The 22,062-nt window shown below is 53.9% G+C and carries 20 protein-coding genes; 10 read left to right on the top strand and 10 right to left on the bottom strand.

What is annotated here, in order from left to right; all coding sequences use genetic code 11:
• The first annotated feature begins 76 nt into the window (after positions 1-76).
• From rlmKL to rmf, 6 genes are all read left to right on the top strand, one after another.
• Positions 77-2,194 carry a bifunctional 23S rRNA (guanine(2069)-N(7))-methyltransferase RlmK/23S rRNA (guanine(2445)-N(2))-methyltransferase RlmL gene (gene rlmKL / locus AC6I8A_RS07335; RefSeq protein ID WP_061717099.1) on the top strand — a complete coding sequence of 706 codons (2,118 nt, stop codon included), beginning with the start codon at positions 77-79 and terminating at the stop codon, positions 2,192-2,194.
• A 5-nt stretch (positions 2,195-2,199) separates the two neighbouring features.
• A complete protein-coding gene (locus AC6I8A_RS07340; RefSeq protein WP_256696116.1) occupies positions 2,200-4,110 on the top strand; it encodes an ABC transporter ATP-binding protein in 1,911 nt (636 codons plus the stop codon).
• 15 nt (positions 4,111-4,125) lie between these two features.
• Entirely contained in the window at positions 4,126-5,409 is a 1,284-nt protein-coding gene (gene pqiA / locus AC6I8A_RS07345; RefSeq protein WP_256696117.1) for a membrane integrity-associated transporter subunit PqiA, read from the top strand.
• The gene (gene pqiB / locus AC6I8A_RS07350) at positions 5,381-7,024 is read left to right on the top strand and encodes an intermembrane transport protein PqiB (RefSeq protein WP_497818255.1); all 1,644 of its coding nucleotides are present in this window, start codon (positions 5,381-5,383) and stop codon (positions 7,022-7,024) included. The genes pqiA and pqiB overlap by 29 nt, the downstream gene beginning before the upstream one ends.
• Positions 7,021-7,587, top strand: a complete 567-nt coding sequence (pqiC, locus tag AC6I8A_RS07355) for a membrane integrity-associated transporter subunit PqiC (RefSeq protein ID WP_497818256.1) — start codon at positions 7,021-7,023, stop codon at positions 7,585-7,587. The genes pqiB and pqiC overlap by 4 nt, the downstream gene beginning before the upstream one ends.
• 271 nt (positions 7,588-7,858) lie before the next feature.
• On the top strand, positions 7,859-8,026 hold the full coding sequence (rmf, locus tag AC6I8A_RS07360; RefSeq protein WP_071531634.1) for a ribosome modulation factor: 168 nt from the start codon (positions 7,859-7,861) through the stop codon (positions 8,024-8,026).
• Positions 8,027-8,092: 66 nt separating this feature from the next.
• On the opposite strand, the gene fabA is transcribed toward rmf, so the two are convergent.
• Together fabA and AC6I8A_RS07370 are read right to left on the bottom strand one after the other, a co-directional pair.
• Entirely contained in the window at positions 8,093-8,611 is a 519-nt protein-coding gene (fabA, locus tag AC6I8A_RS07365; RefSeq protein ID WP_007887361.1) for a bifunctional 3-hydroxydecanoyl-ACP dehydratase/trans-2-decenoyl-ACP isomerase, read from the bottom strand.
• A gap of 67 nt (positions 8,612-8,678) precedes the next feature.
• Positions 8,679-10,541 carry an AAA family ATPase gene (locus AC6I8A_RS07370; RefSeq protein WP_256696120.1) on the bottom strand — a complete coding sequence of 621 codons (1,863 nt, stop codon included), beginning with the start codon at positions 10,539-10,541 and terminating at the stop codon, positions 8,679-8,681.
• A 53-nt stretch (positions 10,542-10,594) separates the two neighbouring features.
• Between AC6I8A_RS07370 and matP the strand changes: the two genes are divergently transcribed.
• Positions 10,595-11,062, top strand: a complete 468-nt coding sequence (gene matP, locus AC6I8A_RS07375; protein ID WP_256696121.1) for a macrodomain Ter protein MatP — start codon at positions 10,595-10,597, stop codon at positions 11,060-11,062.
• Positions 11,063-11,135: 73 nt separating this feature from the next.
• Here matP and ompA read toward each other — a convergent pair whose 3' ends face one another.
• Both ompA and sulA read right to left on the bottom strand, forming a co-directional pair.
• Positions 11,136-12,203, bottom strand: coding sequence for a porin OmpA (gene ompA / locus AC6I8A_RS07380; protein ID WP_256696122.1), 1,068 nt, complete (start codon positions 12,201-12,203; stop codon positions 11,136-11,138).
• Positions 12,204-12,553: 350 nt separating this feature from the next.
• Positions 12,554-13,045, bottom strand: a complete 492-nt coding sequence (sulA, locus tag AC6I8A_RS07385) for an SOS-induced cell division inhibitor SulA (protein WP_256696123.1) — start codon at positions 13,043-13,045, stop codon at positions 12,554-12,556.
• A gap of 222 nt (positions 13,046-13,267) precedes the next feature.
• Between sulA and AC6I8A_RS07390 the strand changes: the two genes are divergently transcribed.
• A complete protein-coding gene (locus AC6I8A_RS07390) occupies positions 13,268-13,894 on the top strand; it encodes a TfoX/Sxy family DNA transformation protein (protein ID WP_256698391.1) in 627 nt (208 codons plus the stop codon).
• On the opposite strand, the gene yccS is transcribed toward AC6I8A_RS07390, so the two are convergent.
• Positions 13,891-16,029, bottom strand: a complete 2,139-nt coding sequence (gene yccS, locus AC6I8A_RS07395; RefSeq protein WP_497818257.1) for a YccS family putative transporter — start codon at positions 16,027-16,029, stop codon at positions 13,891-13,893. The two genes, AC6I8A_RS07390 and yccS, sit on opposite strands and share 4 nt — an antisense overlap.
• A 9-nt stretch (positions 16,030-16,038) precedes the next feature.
• The gene (locus AC6I8A_RS07400; RefSeq protein ID WP_008101434.1) at positions 16,039-16,482 is read right to left on the bottom strand and encodes a YccF domain-containing protein; all 444 of its coding nucleotides are present in this window, start codon (positions 16,480-16,482) and stop codon (positions 16,039-16,041) included.
• Between the two features lie 123 nt (positions 16,483-16,605).
• Between AC6I8A_RS07400 and helD the strand changes: the two genes are divergently transcribed.
• The gene (helD, locus tag AC6I8A_RS07405) at positions 16,606-18,660 is read left to right on the top strand and encodes a DNA helicase IV (RefSeq protein ID WP_497818258.1); all 2,055 of its coding nucleotides are present in this window, start codon (positions 16,606-16,608) and stop codon (positions 18,658-18,660) included.
• 3 nt (positions 18,661-18,663) lie between these two features.
• Here the strand turns inward: helD and AC6I8A_RS07410 are convergent, their stop codons facing one another.
• Both AC6I8A_RS07410 and AC6I8A_RS07415 read right to left on the bottom strand, forming a co-directional pair.
• Positions 18,664-19,125, bottom strand: a complete 462-nt coding sequence (locus tag AC6I8A_RS07410; protein ID WP_497818259.1) for a methylglyoxal synthase — start codon at positions 19,123-19,125, stop codon at positions 18,664-18,666.
• Positions 19,126-19,193: 68 nt separating this feature from the next.
• A complete protein-coding gene (locus AC6I8A_RS07415) occupies positions 19,194-19,820 on the bottom strand; it encodes a YccT family protein (RefSeq protein WP_479489938.1) in 627 nt (208 codons plus the stop codon).
• Between the two features lie 178 nt (positions 19,821-19,998).
• On the opposite strand from AC6I8A_RS07415, the gene AC6I8A_RS07420 reads away from it, so the two are divergent.
• Positions 19,999-20,412 carry a CoA-binding protein gene (locus AC6I8A_RS07420; protein WP_154181458.1) on the top strand — a complete coding sequence of 138 codons (414 nt, stop codon included), beginning with the start codon at positions 19,999-20,001 and terminating at the stop codon, positions 20,410-20,412.
• Between the two features lie 32 nt (positions 20,413-20,444).
• On the opposite strand, the gene hspQ is transcribed toward AC6I8A_RS07420, so the two are convergent.
• Positions 20,445-20,762 (bottom strand): heat shock protein HspQ, encoded by a 318-nt coding sequence (gene hspQ, locus AC6I8A_RS07425; RefSeq protein WP_008101422.1) that lies wholly within the window; start codon positions 20,760-20,762, stop codon positions 20,445-20,447.
• A gap of 59 nt (positions 20,763-20,821) precedes the next feature.
• Positions 20,822-22,012, bottom strand: coding sequence for a 23S rRNA (cytosine(1962)-C(5))-methyltransferase RlmI (gene rlmI / locus AC6I8A_RS07430; RefSeq protein WP_256696128.1), 1,191 nt, complete (start codon positions 22,010-22,012; stop codon positions 20,822-20,824).
• Between the last annotated feature and the right edge of the window lie 50 nt (positions 22,013-22,062).

The following is a 22,062-nucleotide window of genomic DNA, read 5'->3' on the forward strand; positions in this document are numbered from 1 at the left end:
AGAAGCTAACTTTATGACATAGCACGCTGATTCGCTATAATGCGCAGCAATTTAAGCAAGAGTAAAAAGTGACGATATGAATTCTCTGTTTGCCAGTACGGCGCGTGGGCTCGAAGAGCTGTTGAAAAGTGAGCTAGACGCGCTGGGTGCGCAGGATTTGCAGGTGGTGCAGGGCGGCGTCCACTTTCAGGCCGACGACCATGTAATGTACCAAAGCCTGCTGTGGAGCCGTTTGGCTTCGCGCATTTTGCTGCCGCTGGGAGAATTTGGCGTCTGGAGCGATCTCGATCTTTACGTGGGTGCGCAAAGTATTCCATGGACCGAGATGTTCGACAGCAACACCAGTTTTGCCATCCATTTTAGCGGCACCAATGAGGTGATCCGCAACAGCCAGTTCGGTGCGTTGCGTATTAAAGATGCCATCGTGGACAGCTTTACCCGCCAGAATCTGGAACGCCCGAACGTTGATCGTGAACAACCGGGCATTCGCATCAATGCGTGGCTGAACAAAGATCGCGTCAGCATCGCGCTGGATCTGAGCGGTGATTCACTGCATCAGCGCGGCTATCGCCAGCAAACCGGCGCGGCGCCGTTAAAAGAAACCTTAGCGGCGGCGATTGTGATGCGTTCGGGTTGGCAGAGCAGCACGCCGCTGGTCGATCCAATGTGTGGTTCCGGCACGCTGCTGTTGGAAGCGGCGCTGATCGCCTGCGATCGCGCGCCTGGCCTGTTGCGTACCCATTGGGGCTTCAATCGCTGGAAGAAACACAATCAGGCGGTCTGGCAGGAAGTTCATGCTGCCGCGAAAGAGCGCGCACGCGTGGGTACCGCTGCGGCGACCGCCCGTTTCTTTGGCTACGATAATGACAGCCGCGTGCTGGAATCGGCGCGCGCCAATGCTCGTCGTGCCGGCGTGTTCGAGCTGTTCACCTTCGCGCAGCAGGATGTGATCAAGCTGAAAAATCCGCTGGCGGGCAAAGAGATTACCGGCACGGTATTAAGCAACCCGCCGTACGGTGAACGTCTGGAAAGCGAACCGGCGCTGATTGCGCTGCACAGCCAGTTGGGCCGCATCATGAAGCAGAATTTCGGCGGCTGGAATCTGTCGCTGTTCAGCGCCTCGCCGGAGCTGCTGAGTTGCTTGCAACTGCGTGCCGATCGCCAGTTCAAAGCCAAAAACGGCCCGCTCGAGTGCGTGCAGAAAAACTATCAGCTGGCTGCGACCAGCGCAGAAGGCGGCGCGCAGATTGCGGAAGATTTTGCTAACCGCCTGCGTAAGAATCTGAAGAAACTGGATAAATGGGCGCGCCAGTCGAATATCGACTGTTATCGTCTGTATGACGCCGATCTGCCAGAGTACAACGTGGCGGTCGATCGTTACGCTGATTGGGTGGTGATCCAGGAGTATGCGCCACCGAAAACCGTGGACGCCAACAAAGCGCGTCAGCGTCTGTTCGATGTAATTAGTGCAACGCTGAGCGTGTTGGAGATCCCGGCGAATCGTCTGGTGATGAAAACCCGCGAGCGCCAGAAAGGCAAAAGCCAGTATCAAAAGCTGGGCGAGAAGGGCGATTTCTTCGAAGTGCAGGAATTTGATGCGCGCCTGCTGGTGAATCTCACCGATTATCTGGATACTGGTTTGTTCCTCGATCACCGTATCGCACGCCAGATGCTGGGCAAAATGAGCGCAGGCAAAGATTTCCTGAATCTGTTTGCCTACACCGGCACCGCCAGCGTGCACGCCGGTTTGGGTGGCGCGAAAACCACCACCACCGTAGATATGTCGCGTACCTATCTCGAATGGGCCGAGCGCAACCTGCGTCTTAACGGTTTAACCGGTCGTCAGCACCGCCTGATGCACGCGGATTGCCTGAGCTGGCTGCGCGAGAGTGACGAACAGTTCGATTTGATTTTTATCGATCCGCCGACGTTCTCTAACTCTAAGCGCATGGAAGACGATTTCGACGTGCAGCGCGATCACATGATGCTGATGCAGAACCTGAAACGTCTGCTGCGTCGCGGTGGCACCATTATGTTCTCCAACAATAAGCGCGGCTTCAAAATGGATCTCGACGGCTTAGAACGTCTGGGTCTGCAGGCGCAGGAAATTACCCAAAAAACGCTGTCGCAGGATTTCGCGCGCAACCGTCAAATTCACAACTGCTGGCTGGTTAGCCACGCCGGTAAGGAATAAGTTTTATGTCACTGATCAGTATCCATGGCGCTTACCTCTCGTTCAGCGATGCGCCGCTGTTGGATAACACCGAACTGCATATCGAAGAGGGCGAACGCGTCTGTCTGGTTGGCCGTAACGGCGCCGGTAAATCGACGCTGATGAAAATCATCAACGGCGAACAGCCGCTGGATGATGGCCGCATCATTTATGAGCAGGATTTGGTGGTGGCGCGTCTGCAACAGGATCCGCCACGCAACATTACCGGCTCGGTTTACGACTTCGTTGCCGAAGGCGTGGCCGAGCAGGCTGAGCATCTCAAGGCTTATCACGCGATTTCCCATCTGGTGATGGAAGATCCGAGCGAGAAGAACCTCAACGAGATGGGCCGTCTGCAAACCATTCTTGACCATCAAAATCTGTGGCAGCTGGATAGCCGTATTAACGACGTGCTGCTGCAGATTGGTTTGGATGCGGATACCGAGTTGTCCTCGCTTTCCGGCGGCTGGCTGCGTAAAGCGGCATTGGGCCGCGCGCTGGTGAGCAACCCGCGCGTGCTGATGCTCGACGAACCGACGAACCACCTCGATATCGAAACCATCGACTGGCTGGAAACGTTCCTCAAGACCTTTAGCGGCAGTATCGTGTTCATCTCGCATGACCGTTCATTTATCCGCAACATGGCAACGCGTATTGTCGATCTCGATCGCGGCAAGCTGGTTTCCTGGCCGGGCAACTACGATCTGTTCCTGACCGGTAAAGAAGAAGCGCTGCGCGTCGAAGAGATGCAAAACGCCGAATTCGACCGCAAGCTGGCGCAGGAAGAAGTGTGGATCCGTCAGGGCATCAAAGCGCGCCGCACGCGTAACGAAGGCCGTGTACGTGCCTTGAAAGCGCTGCGTAACGAGCGCTCTGCTCGTCGTGAAGTGATGGGCAAAGCCAATATGCAAGTCGGCGAAGCGGCACGTTCAGGCAAAATCGTGTTTGAGATGGAAGATGTCAATTACAGTGTGGGTGGCAAAACCCTGGTGAAAGACTTCTCTACTCAGGTGCAGCGCGGCGACAAAATCGCCCTGATTGGCCCGAACGGTTGCGGTAAAACCACCTTGCTGCGTTTGATGCTGGATCAGCTGAAAGCCGACAGCGGCCGCGTGCATTGCGGTACCAAGCTGGAAATCGCTTACTTCGATCAGCACCGCGCTGAGCTGGATCCGGATCGTACCGTGATGGATAACCTCGCTGAAGGTAAACAGGAAGTGATGGTTAACGGCAAACCGCGCCACGTGCTCGGTTATCTGCAGGACTTCCTGTTCCATCCGAAACGCGCCATGACGCCAGTGCGCGCCTTGTCTGGCGGTGAACGTAACCGCCTGCTGCTGGCACGTCTGTTCCTTAAGCCAAGCAACCTGCTGATTCTCGATGAACCAACCAACGACCTCGACGTCGAAACGCTGGAGCTGCTGGAAGAGCTGGTGGATGGTTATCAGGGCACCGTGATGCTGGTGAGCCACGATCGTCAATTCGTCGACAACACCGTGACTGAATGCTGGATCTTCGAAGGCAACGGCGAAATCGGTACCTTTGTGGGGGGCTATCACGATGCTCAGCAGCAGCGCGCCGCGTATAAGCAAGGCAAAGCCACTCAGGCCAAACCGGCTGCACCGACGAAAACAGCAGAGAAAAGTGACGTCGCCAAACGTCCAGCCAACAAGCTAAGCTATAACCTGGCACGTGAGCTGGAACAGCTGCCGCAAAAACTCGAACAGCTGGAAACCCGCATCGGTGAGTTGCAGGCTAAAATGAGTCATCCGGACTTCTTCAGCCAGCCACACGATAAAACCCAGCCCGTTCTGGATGCGTTAGCGCAAACCGAGCAGGAACTGGAAGTGGCGTTTGAACGTTGGGAAGAGCTGGAAGCGCTGAAAAACGGCGCGTAATCGGAAGGAGTCAGCATGTGTGCAGCGGATCAAGCGCATCAGTGGAGTCTTTGTCCACAGTGTGATTTAACAGTAAAGCTGCCCGCTGTACCGGTCGGCAGCCGTGCGCGTTGCCCGCGTTGTCACACCACGCTGCAAGCCAACTGGCAGGAGCCGCGTCGACGTCCGACCGGCTACGCCCTTTCGGCGCTGTTTATGCTGGTGCTGGCCAATCTGTTTCCTTTCATCAATATGCACGTCGCGGGATTGAGCAGCCAGATATCGCTGCTCGAAATTCCGCAGGTGATGGATCGTGAAGATTACCGCAGCCTGGCAACGCTGTTTCTGCTGTTTGTGCAGGGCATTCCCGCCTTCTGCATGATCACCATTATCCTGCTGGTCAATAACGTTCGCATGCCGCATAACCTGCGGCTTGGATTGGCGCGCGTGCTGTTTCAGCTGCGTAGCTGGGGCATGGCGGAAATCTTTATGGCCGGCGTGCTGGTCAGTTTCGTCAAGCTGATGGCGTATGGCGAGATTGGCCTCGGCAGCAGTTTCTGGCCGTGGTGCCTGTTCTGCGTGCTGCATTTGCGGGCGTTTCAATGTGTTGATCGCCGCTGGGTGTGGCAACGTATCGATCCGTTACCGCCGCTGCCGAAAGTGCCGCTGGCCGGTGTTAGCGGCTTAAAGCAGGGTTTGCGTAGCTGCCCTTGTTGCACCGCTATTCTGCCCGCCGACCAACTGGCGTGTCCGCGTTGTGGTGTGAAGGCGCATGCGCGCCGCAAGCACAGTCTGCAATGGACGCTGGCGCTGCTGATCACCTCGGTGATGCTCTACATTCCCTCCAATATCATGCCGATCATGGTGACCGAAACGCTCGGTTCGCAATATCCCTCGAACATTATGGCCGGGGTGATTTTGCTGTGGAGCGACGGTTCGTGGCCGGTAGCGCTGGTGATCTTCATCGCCAGTATCATGGTGCCTTCGCTGAAAATGCTGGCGATTGCCTGGCTGTGCTGGCACGGCAGCGGACGCGGCGGACGCGATGATGAAAAGATGCACGTGGTTTATGAGGTGGTTGAGTTCGTTGGCCGCTGGTCAATGATTGATGTGTTTGTCATCGCCGTTCTCTCCGCTCTGGTGCGCATGGGACGACTGATGAGTGTGTATCCTGCGCCGGGTGCGCTGCTGTTTGCCATGGTGGTGATTCTCACGATGTTTGCCGCCATGACCTTTGATCCGCGCCTACTGTGGGATCGACAACGAGAAACTGAACGTAAGGAGCCGCGTCTTGACGGACAACCATCACGGGACTGCTAAGGTCGACCAGATTAAACGCTGGTCACCGGTCTGGATTGTACCCATCGTCACGCTGTTAATCGGCGGATGGATTCTTTTTTATCACTTCAGCCATCAGGGTCCGGAAGTGACGCTGATTACCGAGAACGCGGAAGGCATCGAAGCCGGTAAAACCGCCATTAAGAGCCGCAGCGTTAACGTTGGCGTGGTGGAAAGCGCGGTTCTGACCGATGATTTGCACCACGTTGAGATTAAAGCGCGTCTCAACTCTGGTATGGAAAAGCTGCTGCAAGGCGACAGCGCATTTTGGGTAGTTAAACCGCAAATTGGCCGCGAAGGTATTTCCGGTTTAGGCACATTGTTATCGGGTGCTTATATCGAACTGCAGCCGGGCGCGAAGGGTGATAAGCCAGAGAGATACCAATTGCTGGATGCACCGCCGTTAGCACCGCCGGATGCCAAAGGGATTCGTGTCACGCTTGACAGTAAAAAAGCGGGACAGTTGAATCCGGGTGATCCGGTGCTGTTCCGGGGTTATCGTGTCGGCTCGGTGGAAACCAGCACCTTTGATACCGATAAACGTATGATGGCTTATCAGCTGTTTATCTCGGCGCCCTACGATCGCCTCATTACCACCAATGTGCGCTTCTGGAAAGACAGCGGCATTGCGGTGGATATGTCGGCATCCGGCATGCGCGTAGAGATGGGATCGCTCACCACACTGTTCAGCGGCGGCGTCAGTTTTGACGTGCCGGACGGCGCTGAGCTGGGCCGTGCTGCGGAGAACAAAGCGGAATACCATCTGTACGACGATCAGCGCAGCATCCAGGATTCGCTTTACAGTGCTCACACCGATTTCCTGCTGTTCTTCACCGATTCGATTCGTGGCTTGCAGGTTGGCGCACCGGTTGAGTTCCGTGGCATTCGTCTGGGTACAGTGTCACAAGTGCCTTACATGATTCCGGGTGTGAATCAGGCGCTGAATACTGACTATCGCGTGCCGGTGCTGATTCGCATTGAGCCGGATCGTTTTGTTAATCGTCTGGGCGGAGATTTCAATCTTGAGCAGCATCTGCAGGAAGGCAAAAAACGCGGTCTGCGTGCGACGCTGAAAACCGGCAACCTGCTGTCTGGCGCGCTATTTATCGACCTCGATTTCTACGACAATGCACCGGCATATAAAGGCCCGAACGAAGTGGCGGAACTGGAAGTGATTCCAACCGTCAGCGGTGGCCTGGCGCAGATTCAGCAGAAATTGATGGCGGCGCTGGATAAGATTAACGGCTTGCCACTTAATCCTTTGCTGAATGAAGCCACCGGTACCTTGAAAGAGAGCCAGCGCACGCTGCAACAGCTGCAGAAGACGCTGGATAATCTCAATCAGATCACCGCAAACCCAGCGATGAAAACGCTGCCTTCAGACATGCAGCAAACCCTGCGTGAACTGAATCGCAGCATGAAAGGGCTGCAGCCAGGTTCACCGGCTTACAGCAAGCTGGTGGGCGATATGCAGCGGCTTGATCAGGTGCTGCGTGAGCTGCAGCCGGTGCTGAAAACGCTGAATAGCAAAAGTAACGCGCTGGTGTTTGAAGCCAAGCCGGGCCAGGATCCACAGCCAAAGAGGGCGAAACAGTGAAAAAAGGGCTAATGATCGGGGCGCTGTTGCTGCTAACAGGCTGCAGCAGCACCGTTGAAAATACCTATTATCAGCTGCCGACAGGCAATAATGTGGCGCGCGTTGAAAGTGCCGCTGGCACTGGACAGCCGATGATTTGGGTCGAGCAGGTGACAGTGCCGGATTATATGGCGGGCAATGGCCTGGTGTATCAGACCAGCGATGTGAAGTACGTGATTGCGGCCAATAACTTGTGGGCCAGTCCGCTCGATCAACAGCTGCAGCAAACGCTGATCATTAATCTCAGCAAAGCGCTGCCTGGCCGTTTGGTTGCTGGTGCTCCGCTGGGCGATAGCCACGACACGCTCTCCGTCAATGTCACCGGTTTCCAGGGACGTTACGATGGGCAAGTGGTGGTGAGTGGCGAATGGTTACTGCAGCATCAAGGGCGCCTAATCAAACATGGCTTTAATCTGACGCTGCCGCAAACTGAAGATGGCTATGATGCGTTGGTGCGTACTCTGGCTCTCGGCTGGCAGCAAACGGCGCAACAAATCGCAAATAGTGTCGTTTCGCTAAATTAAGATTTGTTCGATGCTTATGCTAAGTCCTTGATTTGCTGTAGTGTGATCGCAGTCAAATCAGGGGCTTTTTTTATTGCCTAATCAGCCAGATAGACATTCCACTGACAATTCTACATGGCACTTTAACGTCAAAAACATGACATTGGCGTGAATTTTGCGCATTGACCTTTCTTCTGCATCGGGTTAGAACATTACTGTGGTTGAACATTATATCGCCACTCTTTCTTTCCACCCAGATTCCACCAGACCTGAAAAATGAGGGAAACGAGGCATGAAGAGACAGAAGAGAGACCGCCTGGAACGAGCACATTCACGAGGCTACCAAGCCGGGATTACAGGGCGTTCAAAAGAGATATGCCCTTATCAATTGATCGATGCACGGTCTCACTGGTTGGGAGGTTGGCGTCAAGCCATGGAGGACAGGTCAGCGGTGGCCTAGCACTGCTGGATGTCTATCATTATGGAAGAAACCTCCGCTGCGTGCGGAGGTTTTCGTTTGGAAGGATTAGAAAGCGGAAGTGTCTTTGAACAGACCCACTTTCAAATCCGTAGCAGAGTAAATCAGGTTCCCGTCAACAAAGACTTCACCATCTGCTACGCCCATCACCAGTTTACGGTTGATCACACGCTTGAAGTGGATTTTGTAGGTCACTTTCTTCGCGGTAGGCAGGACTTGTCCAGTGAACTTCACTTCACCTACGCCTAATGCGCGGCCTTTACCTTCTGCGCCCAGCCAGCCGAGGTAGAAGCCAACCAGCTGCCACATCGCATCAAGGCCGAGGCAACCCGGCATCACCGGATCGCCAATGAAGTGGCAGTCAAAGAACCACAGGTCGGGGCGGATATCCAGTTCGGCTTCTACGAAACCTTTATCGAATTTACCGCCGTCTTCAGTCATTTTGACCACGCGGTCCATCATCAACATGTTGTTGGATGGAAGCGGCGGTCCATTTTCGCCAAACAGTTCGCCGCGACCCGAGGCAACCAGGTCTTCTTTACTATAGGATTCGCGTTTATCTACCATGTTCTCAATATGCCTTCTTTTAGTGAAGCCCGAATATTAGCGAACAGTTGTACGCTGAGCAATCTTATCAACTGTGGTTGAACCAGTTGAGCCAACGTAATGGCCATGGACGCAGGCGAGCTTCCTGCTGGTTCAACTGGGTAATGCGTTCCTGAATGGTGCTAAGCAGTGATTCGCCGCTTTCACTCTGCCAAACAATGCCGGTCAGCAGCGGCAGCGCTTCATCTACGCTCTCAATGGCCCAAAGATGGAATTGTCCGGCTTTAACCGCTTCCACTACGTCCTGATTCAAACTGAGATGGCGCGCGTTACTGGCAGGGAAAATCACACCCTGCTTGCCGGTCAGTTCACGTGAGTTACAGATGTGGAAAAAGCCTTCAATTTTTTCATTCAGGCCACCGACGGGCTGCACGTTACCAAACTGATCCACTGAACCAGTTACCGCAATCTGCTGATTAACCGGTTGATTAGCCAGCGCGCTGATTAACGCACACAGCTCGGCCAGCGAGGCGCTGTCGCCATCCACTTCAGAATAGGATTGTTCAAACACCAGCGAAGCCGAGAAGGGTAACTGTTGCTCCAGCTCCAGTTCGGCAATCAGATAGGCTTGCATGATCATCATGCCTTTTGCATGAATGTTGCCACCTAACTCAGCTTTGCGCTCTACATCGGTGAATTCGCCATCGCCGGGATGTACCACACAGGTAATGCGTGAAGGTTCGCCCCACGGACGCGGATGACCCGGGAACTCAACCACCGAAAGGCCATTGATTTGGCCGACCACTTCGCCTTCAGTCTCAATCATGATCTGATTAAGCAGGATTTCATCGCGCATGCGATCGGCGAGGAAGCCTTCACGCCACTGGCGTGCTTCCAGTGCTTCTTTCAACGCTTCGGCATTGATGCTGTCGCCATGCAGCGCCGTTTCCTGTAGTTGACGACGAAGCCAGCGTGGGCAAAGCGGTAAGGTGTCTTGATCACCGGTCATGCGTGCCGCTTCGGTGATCAACAATGGCCAGAAATCCGCTTCAGGCTGGGCTAACCCAGCTTGTTCAGCTTGTGTTAGCGTCCACTGGCACCATGAAGTCATGTCGTCTTCGTCGAGAATCTGTAAGCTCTCTTCAAATTCGCTGTACAGCGCCATCTCATGAACTTCGACGTCCATTTCCTGGAAGGCGGCCAGTGCATCACGGTCGCCACACAGTACCAGACGCAGTTGCAGCGGTAGCGAGGGAATGGCGACGGGCAGCGGTTGACGCTCATCCTGTGAATACCAATCGAAGCGACCTTGCTCAATGCACTTACGCAGACGCAGCCACAACAGCGGCTGTGCCAGCAAAGTATTGACCGCAAGTATTAACGTGCCGCCATTGGCGCGATGCAGTAGGCCCGGTTCAGGCTGCACACGGTCTTTATATTGACGTACGCAACCGAACAGTTGCTCAGCTTCAATCCAGTCGGCGAAATGCACGCCGCCCTGGCTGGTGAACGGGCGATTGATATCGGTTGGCGCGAGCAGGCTAACGTTATCGCCCATCACATGATAGTCACCACCGTAGAGAGCAATCTCATCCGGCTGGAAACGTTGCGCTGCATCGGCGATGCAGGCCAGGTAATCGCTGTTTTCCTGACTGCGCAACAGCAGCAGTGGGAAACCCAGGGTTTGATGATGCAAATGCGCCAGCGCATTCAGCAGACGCGGCTGAACCGCGGCAAGACTATCGCAATCTTCCAGTGAGACGTTCGAGAAAATGGATTGGTAGCGGTCGCTATCCGGCTGCAGGGCTTGCCACGTAATTTGAGTGCTGGTCAAAATATTCGCATTAGTCTGATTTAGGAAAAGCGCGATTATACAGGAATCAACCCGGTTAATCACGGCGGAGTTCCGGCCCGGATTGTGACGGCTGCAACATGTTTTTCCTTGCTGCATCCAGGAAAAAAGCTGTTATTCTTAGTTTGTTACGTGATCACGATGAGATTCCGATGAAATACCAGCAACTCGAAAATCTTGAAAGTGGATGGAAGTGGAAATACCTGGTGAAAAAGCATCGGGAGGGTGAACTGATCACCCGTCATCTTGAGCTTAGCGCGGCGCAAGCTGCGGTTGATACGCTGCTATCGATGGAAAACAGCCCGGTTGAGGTTAACGAGTGGATCGCCCAGCACATTCATCCTGATTTGGAGAATCGTCTCAAGCAGACGATACGTGCGCGCCGTAAGCGTCACTTTAATGCCGAGCATCAACATACGCGTAAGAAATCGATCGATCTGGAATATCTGGTGTGGCAGCGACTGGCGGGATTGGCGCAGCGTCGCAGTAATACGCTGTCAGAAACTATCGTCCAGTTGATTGAAGATGCTGAACGCAAAGAGAAGTATGCCAGCCAGATGTCTACGCTGAAACAAGATCTTCGGGCGATCCTTAGGAATGGTGGTTCGGAAAAAGAGTAGAGTTCTTTTCGTTCTCATTACATTCAGCCATAAAAAAACCCCGCCTAAGCGGGGTTTTTTACTGCGTGATAACTTAAGCCTGTGGCTGAGTTACAACGTCTTTGATACCTTTCACGTCGATTTCAACGCGACGGTCTGGCGCCAGGCAGTCGATCAGGGCATTGCGGCCTTTCACGCTGTCACAGGTGTTGCCAGTAACTGGGTTAGATTTGCCCATACCGCGTGCAGAGATCTTGTTAGAAGGGATACCTTTAGATACCAGGTAATCAACTACAGACTGAGCGCGTTTCTCAGACAGTTTCTGGTTGTACTGCTCTGAACCGATGCGATCGGTGAAGCCCAGTACTACAACAGAACCGTCTTTCGGATCCATTGAGCTCAGCTGGCTGTACAGCTGGTCCAGAGCCTGCTGACCTTCTGGCTTCAGAGTTGCCTTGTTGAAGGTGAACAGAACGTCAGACTTCAGAGTGAAACGCTTGGTTTCAACAACTGGCGCTGGAGCTGGAGCCGGAGCGACAACTGGCGCTGCATCATCTTCCTGACCGAAACGGTAAGAAACGCCGACGCTCAGCATGCTGTTGTCTGGACGTGTACCAACGGTACCTGCGTCACCGATGTTGTTAACCCACTGATAGTCCAGGCGAGTCGCCCAGTTTTTGGTCAGCGCATATTCAACACCAACAGCAGCCAGCGGAGAAACGCCGGTGTCGTGGTCGCTGTGACGAACGCCATCGGTGTTCTGAGTAGAGTCTGCGCGCCATACCATACCACCCAGACGGGTGTAGACATCGAAGTCTTCGGTGATTGGGTAGCTTAGTTTAGCAGCCAGCTGAACGCCTTGTGCTTTGAACGCGCCATTGGTCACGTTGCCTTTGTTAGGCATACGGCCCAACCAGTCGTAGCCCAGCTCGAAGCCCAGGTACGGGTTAGCTTGGTAACCAGCGAATGCACCAGCACCCAGCTGTGATTCGTGAGTTGGACCGTCGTTGTTCGCGTAACCGTTACCGTAGTAACCAGTATCGTGATACTGAGACCAGCCCAGTTTAGCACCGGTATACCAGGTGTTATCTTTAGGTGCGGCCTGCGCTACGGTAGCGAAGCCAGCCAGTGCCACTGCAATTGCGATAGCTGTCTTTTTCATTTTTGCGCCTCGTTATCATCCAAATAGGCAATGAGCAAAAAGGTTGCTCTTTGTGTTAATCCTTCGCCGGGTCTAAACGCTCGCTTTTGACTCTACCGAAAAAACGGAGGTTATTGAGCACCCTGGCGAGCTAAAGTCTACAACGAGATTGGAAACTTACAAGTATGATGTGACGCCGGGCAGCAAAAAAACAGCGATTTATACACACATTTTAACAAATCACCTGGCTAAATCTTCGGTATTAGAAAACAAAAAAGCGTCTAAGCCATTGTCATAGCTGGCGGGAAAAGAATCAGTAGCTTAGATGCAACTTATGCAAAAAAAATGCTGAGAAAATTCCTGGAATTTACTTAATGAAACAATTCAGACGGAATTTTTGCGGAGTTAGGTTGTCTGGAAGGGGCGTATTGACCTCCCTGCGGACGCAAAATCAGACCGAGTGCTTCACCTTCTGCCGCGGCTTTTTCCAATTCTAGACGCTCTTCATCGCTCAATTCGTACGGAATCCAGGCTAGAACCACGCTGTAATTGCCTGTACGTAATGCCTTCACCATACTTTCCACGGTGTTAAAACGCTCAGATTCGGTGATATGCATACTCTTTTCTAACGGCAATCCTGACTGCTGCATCCAGCTACGATTCAACTTATGCGCTGGAGTGAGCCACAGCTGCCAGCGCGATTGCTCGCTCAGCTGTTTCAGTACCGGCAGCAGTATAAGTTGCATCATTCCAGGTTGTTCGCTGGAGCGCAGTTCAGTGATTCCACCCAGCGAAGGTTGCGCTAAGCTGGATGAAGCGAAACGATGTGAACGGTCAGCAGAGCCAGAGAAATGAGTACGCATAATTTAATCACTCAGTAATGAACTGTATGGATGTACAGTAATGGCTTCCTGGATAAAGATCAACCTCAATTTCTGAAAACGCCTCGCAATTTCTGCACAAGATACCTCCCGTCTGCTTTTATTCATTGAACAGCTAAATCGTTTTTTTTATCTTCTAACCAGATGAATCTGCGAGCTTTTATAGGAAATTTCCCGCGCATGGAATCCATTGAAGGGGGCGTTATGAAGAGATATAACCCGGTAGTTGAACAATCGAAAGCGCAGTTGGCGGCATTAGGTAAAATTGAATCGCGCACGCAATTTGGTGGTTATGCACTGACTGTTGAGAAGGTGATTTTTGCGTATATCAATGAGGATGCACTCTATCTTCGAGCTAGCGAGGCGCTTCACGTCTATAACGCACAGCGTTCACTGGAACCGCTAGTGTACCGTAAGCGTGGCGTGCCGGTGACACTGAGCTACTTCAAAGTGGATACGCAATTGTGGCAAAACCCTGAACAGTTATTGCAGCTGTCAGCATGTTCTCTGCGTGCCGCACAGGACGAAGCAGCGACCAGACTTGTCTCGCTGCGTTTGAAAGATCTGCCGAATTTAAGCCTGCGATTGGAGCTGATGCTGCATAAGGTAGGGATCAGTTCGGTGCAATTGCTGTGTGAAACAGGCTCGCGACAAAGCTGGCTGAAACTACGCGCGGTGAATAAGCACATTGGGTTAAAAACGCTGTTGGCGCTGGAAGGTGCAATATCAGGACATCATGAAGCGGCGTTACCCAGCGCCATCAGGCAAGAGCTTTACACCTGGTATCTAAAAATGCTCCGCCAGCACGCGGCGGAGCATCAATCGCTTTAGTCATTGATGAGAGTACGGCGTAGACGGGCAATTTCAGGCAGCAGCGCGACTAACAAGCCCAATTGCTGAATCACTAATGGTGCGCGTGTATCCGGGCTGTTTTTCATCTCGTTCATGCGCTGCATTAGCGCCTGCTGCATCTCAGTGGCTTGAGTATCCGTAACCCGGTCGATCTGCAGCACATCTTCAATGAAGCAGACTGCGTCATCCAGTAAGTTCAGTAAAGTAGTATCCGCGAGATGTGCGCGGTGCGCTCCCAGTGCGGAGATATAGCTGAGGAAGGAGTGGTTCAGACATAACAGTCGAAACGCATTCTCACGTAGCGGCTGTTGTAGCTTGAGTTCACCACTGATGTTTGACACCACTGACGCCAGCTCGGCATCGGCATTATGCGCATCGCGGCGTGCCACGCGATAAGCGAGACGATTGTCTTTGCCTTGGTGATATTGCTCCATAATCGCATCCAGATAGCGGCAGTTGGCATTCAGTGTGCGATCGGCAACAGCAGTGATTTTGCGAAAACGCCAGTCTGGCCAGACAAAGGCCACGGCCAGCCACGCCAGTCCGCAGCCCAGTAAGGTATCCACCACGCGCGGCAGCGCCACTTCAAATCCTTCGCCCAGCAAGTTGAAGCACAGCAGAACCAGCAAAGTGATAAACAAAGTGGCTTGCGCATACTGAATCTGGCGGAAGGCGAAGAACAGCACGCCGCTCAGTACAATCAGCACCAACTGGCCTTCAATCGAGGGCACCAGCCACAATACCGGCAGGCCGATGGCAATGCCGGCTAAGGTACCGCCAATACGCAACGCCAGGCGTCGTCGGGTGGCGTTGTAATTGGGCTGACAGACGAACAGGCTGGTCAGCAAGATCCAGTAACCGCGATCGACGCCGGTGATTTGAATAAAGGCGTAGCCAACACACAGCACTAGCGACATACGCACTGCATGGCGGAACAGGGCCGATTGTGGGCTGAGATGGCGACTCAGGCGTAAGCGGATATCCGCCCAGCCGCTGAGCCCTTCGCGTGACAGATGGTGATCGCTCTGCGGGGACGGTTCGGCCAGCATCTGTTCTGATTCAATCGACGCCAGTTGCGCATCAATGGCGCGCAGATTACGCAGCAGCCAAAACAGTGCATGAATGTGTGGATCCTGCGGCTCGTTCTGCTGAAGGCGTTGCAGCGCGGTTTCCAGCCGTTCAAAGGTGCGTTCAAAATGGCTGTCGTGATGCCACGGCTGACGCAGCAAAATGGTCTCCGCCAGTTGCCGACACGCGCGCGCTTGCATGTTCATCAGACGCTGGAAACGGAATAGCACTTCGTTGTAACGCCAGTTATCACGCAGCAGATGGTATTGCAGATGCGAGGAGCTGGCGCGCTCATGGATATCCTGCGCGACAAAATAGTAGTGCAGGCTGCGGCGCGTGCTGCGTGAACCGCGGTCGCCGCGCAAACGGCTTTGAATAGTGCTTTTAGTAAGATTTAGCTGTGCTACCAACTGGCTGTTAACCATTGCCGTCGCAACCAGCGTGGCGTCATCCTGATCGCCGCCATCGGGATCAAACAGGTTCGCTTTGGCTTCCAGATAGCGCGCCAGCTGGGAAAAACTGCCTGCCAGCTGTTCCTGTACCGGGCGCACCGGGAACATCAAATGACCGATAAAGGTCAGCAAGTTGTACCAAAGAGCACCGATCAACAGCAGCGCTGGTTGCATCCACCATTGGGGAAACAAGCCGATGCCCAGCATGGTGTAAACCGCAATCAGCAGCGCACCGAAGGCGATAGTGGCATAACGCTGTCCCAACGCACCGAGCAAAATAAAGCCCCAGCTGGAAAGCGCCAGACCCAGAGCAAACGCCCACGGATGGGGGAACAACAGTTCCACCGACACCGAAGCAATACAGAAACACACCAACGTGATCAACAGATTGCGCACACGCCCAATCCAGCGATCGTCGAGATCCGCCAGCGCCGCAGCGACGACACCCAGCGTCAGCGGAATGGTCCACTCTATTTGGTGCAGCCACCACGGCACCGCCGCGCATCCGGTCAAGGCAAAGAAGATGCGCAGCAAATAGCGCAGGCTGCTGTTAAACAGATAACGTCGCCAGCCTGGCAAGGCGTCATGAATCATTGAACGGCCTCAGTAACGGCGACGCGCATTAGCTTCACGCGCGGCCTGGGCTTCTTCAACGGAGACCACGCGACGGCCGACCGGCCACAGCGCAATCGCGGCGATTTTGAAGTTGGCGATGCCAACAGGAATGCCGATGATGGTCAGACACTGCACGATACCGGCCGAGATATGCGCCAGACATAACCACCAGCCAAACAGTATCAGCCAGAAGATGTTGAGGAAGGTGCCGCCGGTATTCATCACATGGCTTTTGCTGTCGGGGCGCAGCACATCGACATGCACCGCTTCGTTGCCAAAAGGCAGCAGAGACAGCTTGGTGATTTCCCAGCAGGAACGCGTCAACGGCAGCGTAAAAATCAGTACGATGCTCACCAACGTGGCGAACAGCCAGCTGAGAGTGGTGAAGAAGCCGCCGAGAATGAAATTAAGAATATTAAGTACGGTACGCATAAACGTGATTTTCCTTTTGCAATCCGCAATATGTGGCGCCAAGTTTAGCTCTTTTTAAGGCTGGAGCGCCAAGAGTCTGACAGGTAAACTGCGCGATATCGAATTCCACATGACGGTGCGGACATGGAACTGAAAGCAACATCAATGGGTAAACGTCTGGCACAGCATCCCTATAATCGGGTGCGCTTGCTGGCCGCCGGCGTGGAAGTCAGTGGCGATCGCCATGAATATCTGATTCCGTTTAACCAGTTGCTCAACATTGCCTGCAAGCGCGGCATGGTGTGGGGCGAACTGGAGTTTCTACTACCAGATGAAAAAGTGGTGCGCCTGCATGGTACCGAATGGCAGGAAACGCAGCGCTTTTTCCACTACTTGCAGCACGCCTGGCAGCAGTGGAGCGAGGAGATGAGCGAGGTGAGCGCCGAGGTGCTCGCCGCGCTGGAGCAGGAAATCCTCGCCTTTACGCAGCAGGATCGCTGGTTGAAACGCAGTGAGCTGAGCGCGGTGAAAGAGGGCATTACGCGCCAGTTTTCTGCCTTGCCGTTGCCCCTCGCGCGTATTGCCGAGTTTGACAACTGCCGTGAACGCTGGGAATTTTGCCAGCAATGGCTTGAGCAGGGTGAAACGGCCATTCGCCAACGCAATTGTGAATGGACCAGCAAGATCCTCAGCGATTATCACGAATTCTTCTCCACGGTTGAAACCACGCCGCTCAATCCATCGCAATGTGAAGCCGTAGTGAATGGCGAAGATGCGCTGCTGGTGCTGGCGGGGGCAGGCAGCGGCAAAACCTCGGTGCTGGTGGCGCGCGCAGGTTGGTTGCTGAAACGCAAACTGGCGCAACCGGATCAAATTCTGCTGCTGGCGTTTGGTCGTCAGGCGGCAGAAGAGATGAATGACCGCATTCAAACGCGTCTTGGCGAGAGCGCGATTCAGGCGCGTACCTTCCATGCGCTGGCGCTGCATATCATCCGTGAAGGCAGCAACAAACAACCGGTTATCAGCAAGCTGGAGAGTGACAGCAAGGCGCGGCGACAGCTGCTGATTGAGACGTGGCGCGAGCAGTGCAACAGCAAAAAAGCGCAGGCCAGCGGCTGGCGTCAGTGGTTGCAGGATGAGCTGGAGTGGGAAATTCCCGAAGGTCCCTTTTGGCAAGATGACAAACTGGCGCAGCGCATCGCATCGCGCATGGAGCGCTGGCTGGGCTTGATGCGCATGCACGGCGGCGCGCAGGCGGCAATGATCGCGGATGTGGCAGAAGCGCAGCGCGATAATTTCAGCAAGCGTGTCAAACTGATGGCGCCACTGTTGAAGGCATGGAAAAGCGCGCTGAAAGAGGAGGGCGCGGTTGATTTCTCCGGGCTGATTCATCAGGCGATTGCCATTCTGGAGAAAGGGCGCTTTATCAGCCCGTGGAAGCATATTCTGGTCGATGAGTTTCAGGACATCTCACCGCAGCGAGCCGCACTGCTAACGGCGTTACGTCAGCAAAACAAGCGAACCAGCCTGTACGCGGTGGGCGATGACTGGCAGGCAATCTATCGCTTCAGCGGTGCCGAAATGAGCCTGACCACCGCGTTCCATCACTATTTCGGTGATGGCGATCGCTGTGTGCTGGATACCACTTATCGCTTTAACGATCGCATTGGTGAGATTGCCAATCGGTTTGTGCAGCAAAACCCGCATCAGCTGCGCAAGCCGCTAAACAGCTTGAGCAAGGGCAATAAAAAATCGGTGACCTTGCTGCCGCAGGATCAACTGGAAGCGCTGTTCGATAAACTGAGCGGCTATGCTAAACCCGATGAGCGCGTGCTGCTGCTGGCGCGTTATCACCATTTGCGCCCGTCAATCCTTGATAAAGCCAAAACGCGCTGGCCAAAGTTACAACTGGATTTTATGACCATTCATGCCAGCAAAGGCCAACAGGCGGATTTCGTTATTGTGCTGGGGCTGCATCAGGGACGCGACGGTTTTCCCGCAGAAGCGCGTGAATCGATTATGGAAGAGGGTTTGCTGCCGCAGCCGGAAGATTTCCCGGATGCGGAGGAGCGGCGGCTGGCGTATGTGGCGATGACGCGCGCGCGCCAGCAGGTATGGCTAATGTTTGATAAAGATCGGCCTTCGGTATTTGTCGAACACCTGCGCGAGTTGGGGGTGCCGCAAAGCCGTAAGGCCTGATGATTAGGGTTTCAGACGTTCGGCGAGATAACGCTGATAATCTGGAATCTGAATCTCAATCTGCTGGGCAAATTTCGGTGACTGAATAATAAAATCTGCGGTGGTGCGGTTATTGGCCACCGGGATATTCCACACCGTAGCAAGGCGCAGCAGTGCTTTGACATCCGGATCGTGCGGCACCGCATTCAGCGGGTCCCAGAAGAAAATCAGCACATCAATTTTGCCTTCCGAAATCAACGCGCCCACTTGCTGATCGCCGCCCATCGGGCCGCTCAGCATGGCGTTAACGTCTAATCCCGTATGACGATTAATCAGATTTCCGGTGGTGCCGGTAGCGTAAAGCACATGCTGTTGCAGCGTGCTTTGGTTGATTTTCACCCATTCCAGTAGCGAGGCTTTGCAGTGATCGTGTGCAACGAGGGCGATATGTTTATGAACCTGAAGGGTACGAACGGTCTGCTCCATAGGGCTTCCTGTTTCTTCTCATGCATTATGTGTTAATGCAGGAGTTTACCCTTGGCGTTTCATCACTATCAACTTGTGCGTAAGGTTTTCATCCAGCTAATAAAACGCAGACGTGTGGCAGCATCAAAACGCTTAAACCAGACTTGCAAAGAGGGAAGATCGCTAACGTCCTGCCAGGCGTAATCCATATCCAATTGCGCCTCGCTTACGCTCAGCGAATGCAAGGCAAAACGTGGAACCGAAGCGGCGTGGGCATCACGATTATAATTCACCATCGCCTTTTCGAAATCGTTATCACTTTCCTTCGGCAAATGGTCGCGCAGGCTGGTGATCTCTATGCCACGTTCATCAATCAGCTGGAAGTTGAGCGTTTTGTCGAAGGTGGTGCGTTCGCGGCGATTATTGAGCGCGGGCAAACGAATCGCCACCGAATGGGCGTTAGCGTTAAAAGTGACGATCATCGGTACGGATTGAAAGTGCGCGGCGTCAGCGCCCGGTTTTTCCACACGAAACAGAAACTGATGCTGCCCACGCTCCAGCTCAAGGCTGCCAGCACCTTTCAGCAGTGAGCCTGAGATTTTACGCCCGTCCAGCACCAGCAGTTCGATCTCGGGATCGAGCTTGAGAGTGATGGCCTGGCATGAGGCTGATACGAGCAACAGCAGTAAACCCGTAGCAGTTAAAGACAGCTTCATTTCAACTCCCGGCAGAAGGGGGGTAAATCGATTATGTGTAGCAAAGTATTACATTATGGCAGTAAATTTACATTTTTACATATTTATTCGTGCTGCTGTGCAAAGTTCTCATGCCCGGCAGTTGCAGCCTAATGCGCAATGCCATCTACACTTAAGCGAATGAACCAGGAGAAAAAAGATGAATGATCAAACGATTCGCGATGTGCTGACTAAAACCAAACGTATCGCATTAGTGGGTGCCAGCGATCGCCCCGACCGCCCAAGCTATGGCGTGATGAAATACTTGCTCGATCAGGGATACGACGTGATTCCAGTGAGCCCTAAACTGGCGGGTCAACAACTTCTTGGTCAAACCGCTTATGCCACGCTGGCGGATGTTCCTGGAAAAGTGGATATGGTGGATGTGTTTCGCAATGCCGAAGCGGCGTGGGGGGTAGCGCAGGAAGCGATTGCCATCGGTGCAGACACGTTGTGGTTACAGCTGGGCGTGATTAATGAGCAAGCGGCGGTGCTGGCGCAGGACGCGGGTATGACCGTCGTGATGGATCGCTGTCCAAAGATTGAAATTCCGCGACTGGGTATCACGCGCTAAAACAAAAACGGCGACCTGAGTCGCCGTTGTCATTAATGTCGCAGGCTGGGTGCCTGCAGCTGCTGCCGAATTGACGCGGCCAGCTCATCCATTGAAGGTTGTTCGGGATGTTCAAAGGAGGTTTCTCCCGCCAGCTGAACTTCCGCCACGTAGGTATGCACCTGATCGCCTTCTTCATCTTCCATCACTACATGATACCAGGGCGCGGCGCGCAGCGTTTCGCTGGCAGCGACATCATCAACTTCTGGCTCATCAAGCGAAAACTCCGGATCGACATCCACGATAACGCCGAGCACGCCGGAGAGACGATGTCGGACCTGCTGTCCAATTCCAAATTTAGTCGTAATCATTGTGACCTCCCAAAAGACTGCCCTGTTACCAATATGGAGGCAGGGACAGCGTTTTCAAGTCACAGCACGCGGCAGGCAAAACCTTTCAGATAAAGCCCTTCAGGATAGCTGGCGATCACTGGATGGTCGGCTGCCTGACGGAACTGCTCAATAAATTGTACATCACGACCGGCATCAACGGCGGCATCCGCGATGATTTTCTGGAACAAATCGGTCGGCATCAGGCCAGAACAGGAGAAGGTCAGCAACACGCCGCCGGGATTCAACAGCTGAATAGCCAGCATGTTGATGTCTTTATAGCCGCGACACGCGCCCATCAACTGGTTCTTGTTCTCAACGAATTTCGGCGGATCCATGACGATCAGGTCGAACTTCTCGCCGCTGTCGCGATAACGACGCAGCAGCTTGAACACATCGTCACGCACGAACTGGGCGCGCGACACATCCAGACCATTAAGCTCAACATTCTGTTTCGCCACGTCGAGTGCGTCCTGCGAAGTATCAACGCTGATCACTTCACGGCAGCCGCCCATCAAGGCCGAAACCGCAAATCCGCCGGTGTAAGAGAAGCAGTTCAGCACGCGTGCATTCTCTGCGTAGCCACGCGTGGCAAAACGGCTGTCACGCTGATCAAGGTAATAACCGGTTTTATGGCCGCCCTGAATATCCACCAATAGCTTCATACCGTGTTCGGTAATCGGCAGCAGCGGTGGCGGCAGTTCACCCGAAACCGCGCCTTGCGCCAGCTCCAGTCCCTCTTTTTTACGCACCGCCACGTCTGAGCGATCGTAAATAGCGCAATCCGGGAAGCACTGCTGCAAAGCTGAAACGATGGCTGGACGTTGATACTCGGCACCCGCAGATAACAGCTGCAGCACCAGGAAGTTACCGAAGCGATCGATGGTAACGCCCGGCATGCCATCGGACTCACCGGCAATCAGGCGATAGCTGTCCAGCCCGTCACGTTTTGCCAGCCAGTCACGCCACAGCTGCGCTTGCTCAAAGCGGCGCACGAAGAAGGTGATGTCAATTGACTCATCCTGTTGCCAGCTCCAGACGCGTGCGCGAATTTGTGATTGCGGAGAGTACGCGGCGCGAGCCAGCCATTTGCCATTGCTGTCACAGACATCAATGGTTTCACCAGACTGGGCTTTACCTTCCATACGTGCAACGGCACCAGAAAACACCCACGGATGGCGGCGGAGCAGGGATTTTTCACGTCCCTTTGCGAGAATCAATCGAACGGTCATAGTTTGCTATGCTTACCTGAAAAAATGAGGCGCCATTTTCCGGCGGATGG

The sequence above is a fragment of the Pantoea sp. X-Soil-ISGK-275 genome (assembly GCF_059730795.1).

Excerpts from the sequence above, each read along its gene's own strand:
- ompA (WP_256696122.1), bottom strand. The coding sequence starts at position 12,203 with ATGAAAAAGACAGCTATCGCAATTGCAGTGGCACTGGCTGGCTTCGCT.
- rmf (WP_071531634.1), top strand. The coding sequence starts at position 7,859 with ATGAAGAGACAGAAGAGAGACCGCCTGGAACGAGCACATTCACGAGGC.
- AC6I8A_RS07400 (WP_008101434.1), bottom strand. The coding sequence starts at position 16,482 with ATGCGTACCGTACTTAATATTCTTAATTTCATTCTCGGCGGCTTCTTC.
- rlmKL (WP_061717099.1), top strand. The coding sequence starts at position 77 with ATGAATTCTCTGTTTGCCAGTACGGCGCGTGGGCTCGAAGAGCTGTTG.
- matP (WP_256696121.1), top strand. The coding sequence starts at position 10,595 with ATGAAATACCAGCAACTCGAAAATCTTGAAAGTGGATGGAAGTGGAAA.
- AC6I8A_RS07370 (WP_256696120.1), bottom strand. The coding sequence starts at position 10,541 with ATGCAGCAAGGAAAAACATGTTGCAGCCGTCACAATCCGGGCCGGAAC.
- AC6I8A_RS07420 (WP_154181458.1), top strand. The coding sequence starts at position 19,999 with ATGAATGATCAAACGATTCGCGATGTGCTGACTAAAACCAAACGTATC.
- AC6I8A_RS07410 (WP_497818259.1), bottom strand. The coding sequence starts at position 19,125 with ATGGAGCAGACCGTTCGTACCCTTCAGGTTCATAAACATATCGCCCTC.
- rlmI (WP_256696128.1), bottom strand. The coding sequence starts at position 22,012 with ATGACCGTTCGATTGATTCTCGCAAAGGGACGTGAAAAATCCCTGCTC.
- AC6I8A_RS07390 (WP_256698391.1), top strand. The coding sequence starts at position 13,268 with ATGAAGAGATATAACCCGGTAGTTGAACAATCGAAAGCGCAGTTGGCG.
- fabA (WP_007887361.1), bottom strand. The coding sequence starts at position 8,611 with ATGGTAGATAAACGCGAATCCTATAGTAAAGAAGACCTGGTTGCCTCG.
- AC6I8A_RS07415 (WP_479489938.1), bottom strand. The coding sequence starts at position 19,820 with ATGAAGCTGTCTTTAACTGCTACGGGTTTACTGCTGTTGCTCGTATCA.
- yccS (WP_497818257.1), bottom strand. The coding sequence starts at position 16,029 with ATGATTCATGACGCCTTGCCAGGCTGGCGACGTTATCTGTTTAACAGC.
- pqiA (WP_256696117.1), top strand. The coding sequence starts at position 4,126 with ATGTGTGCAGCGGATCAAGCGCATCAGTGGAGTCTTTGTCCACAGTGT.
- AC6I8A_RS07340 (WP_256696116.1), top strand. The coding sequence starts at position 2,200 with ATGTCACTGATCAGTATCCATGGCGCTTACCTCTCGTTCAGCGATGCG.
- sulA (WP_256696123.1), bottom strand. The coding sequence starts at position 13,045 with ATGCGTACTCATTTCTCTGGCTCTGCTGACCGTTCACATCGTTTCGCT.
- hspQ (WP_008101422.1), bottom strand. The coding sequence starts at position 20,762 with ATGATTACGACTAAATTTGGAATTGGACAGCAGGTCCGACATCGTCTC.
- helD (WP_497818258.1), top strand. The coding sequence starts at position 16,606 with ATGGAACTGAAAGCAACATCAATGGGTAAACGTCTGGCACAGCATCCC.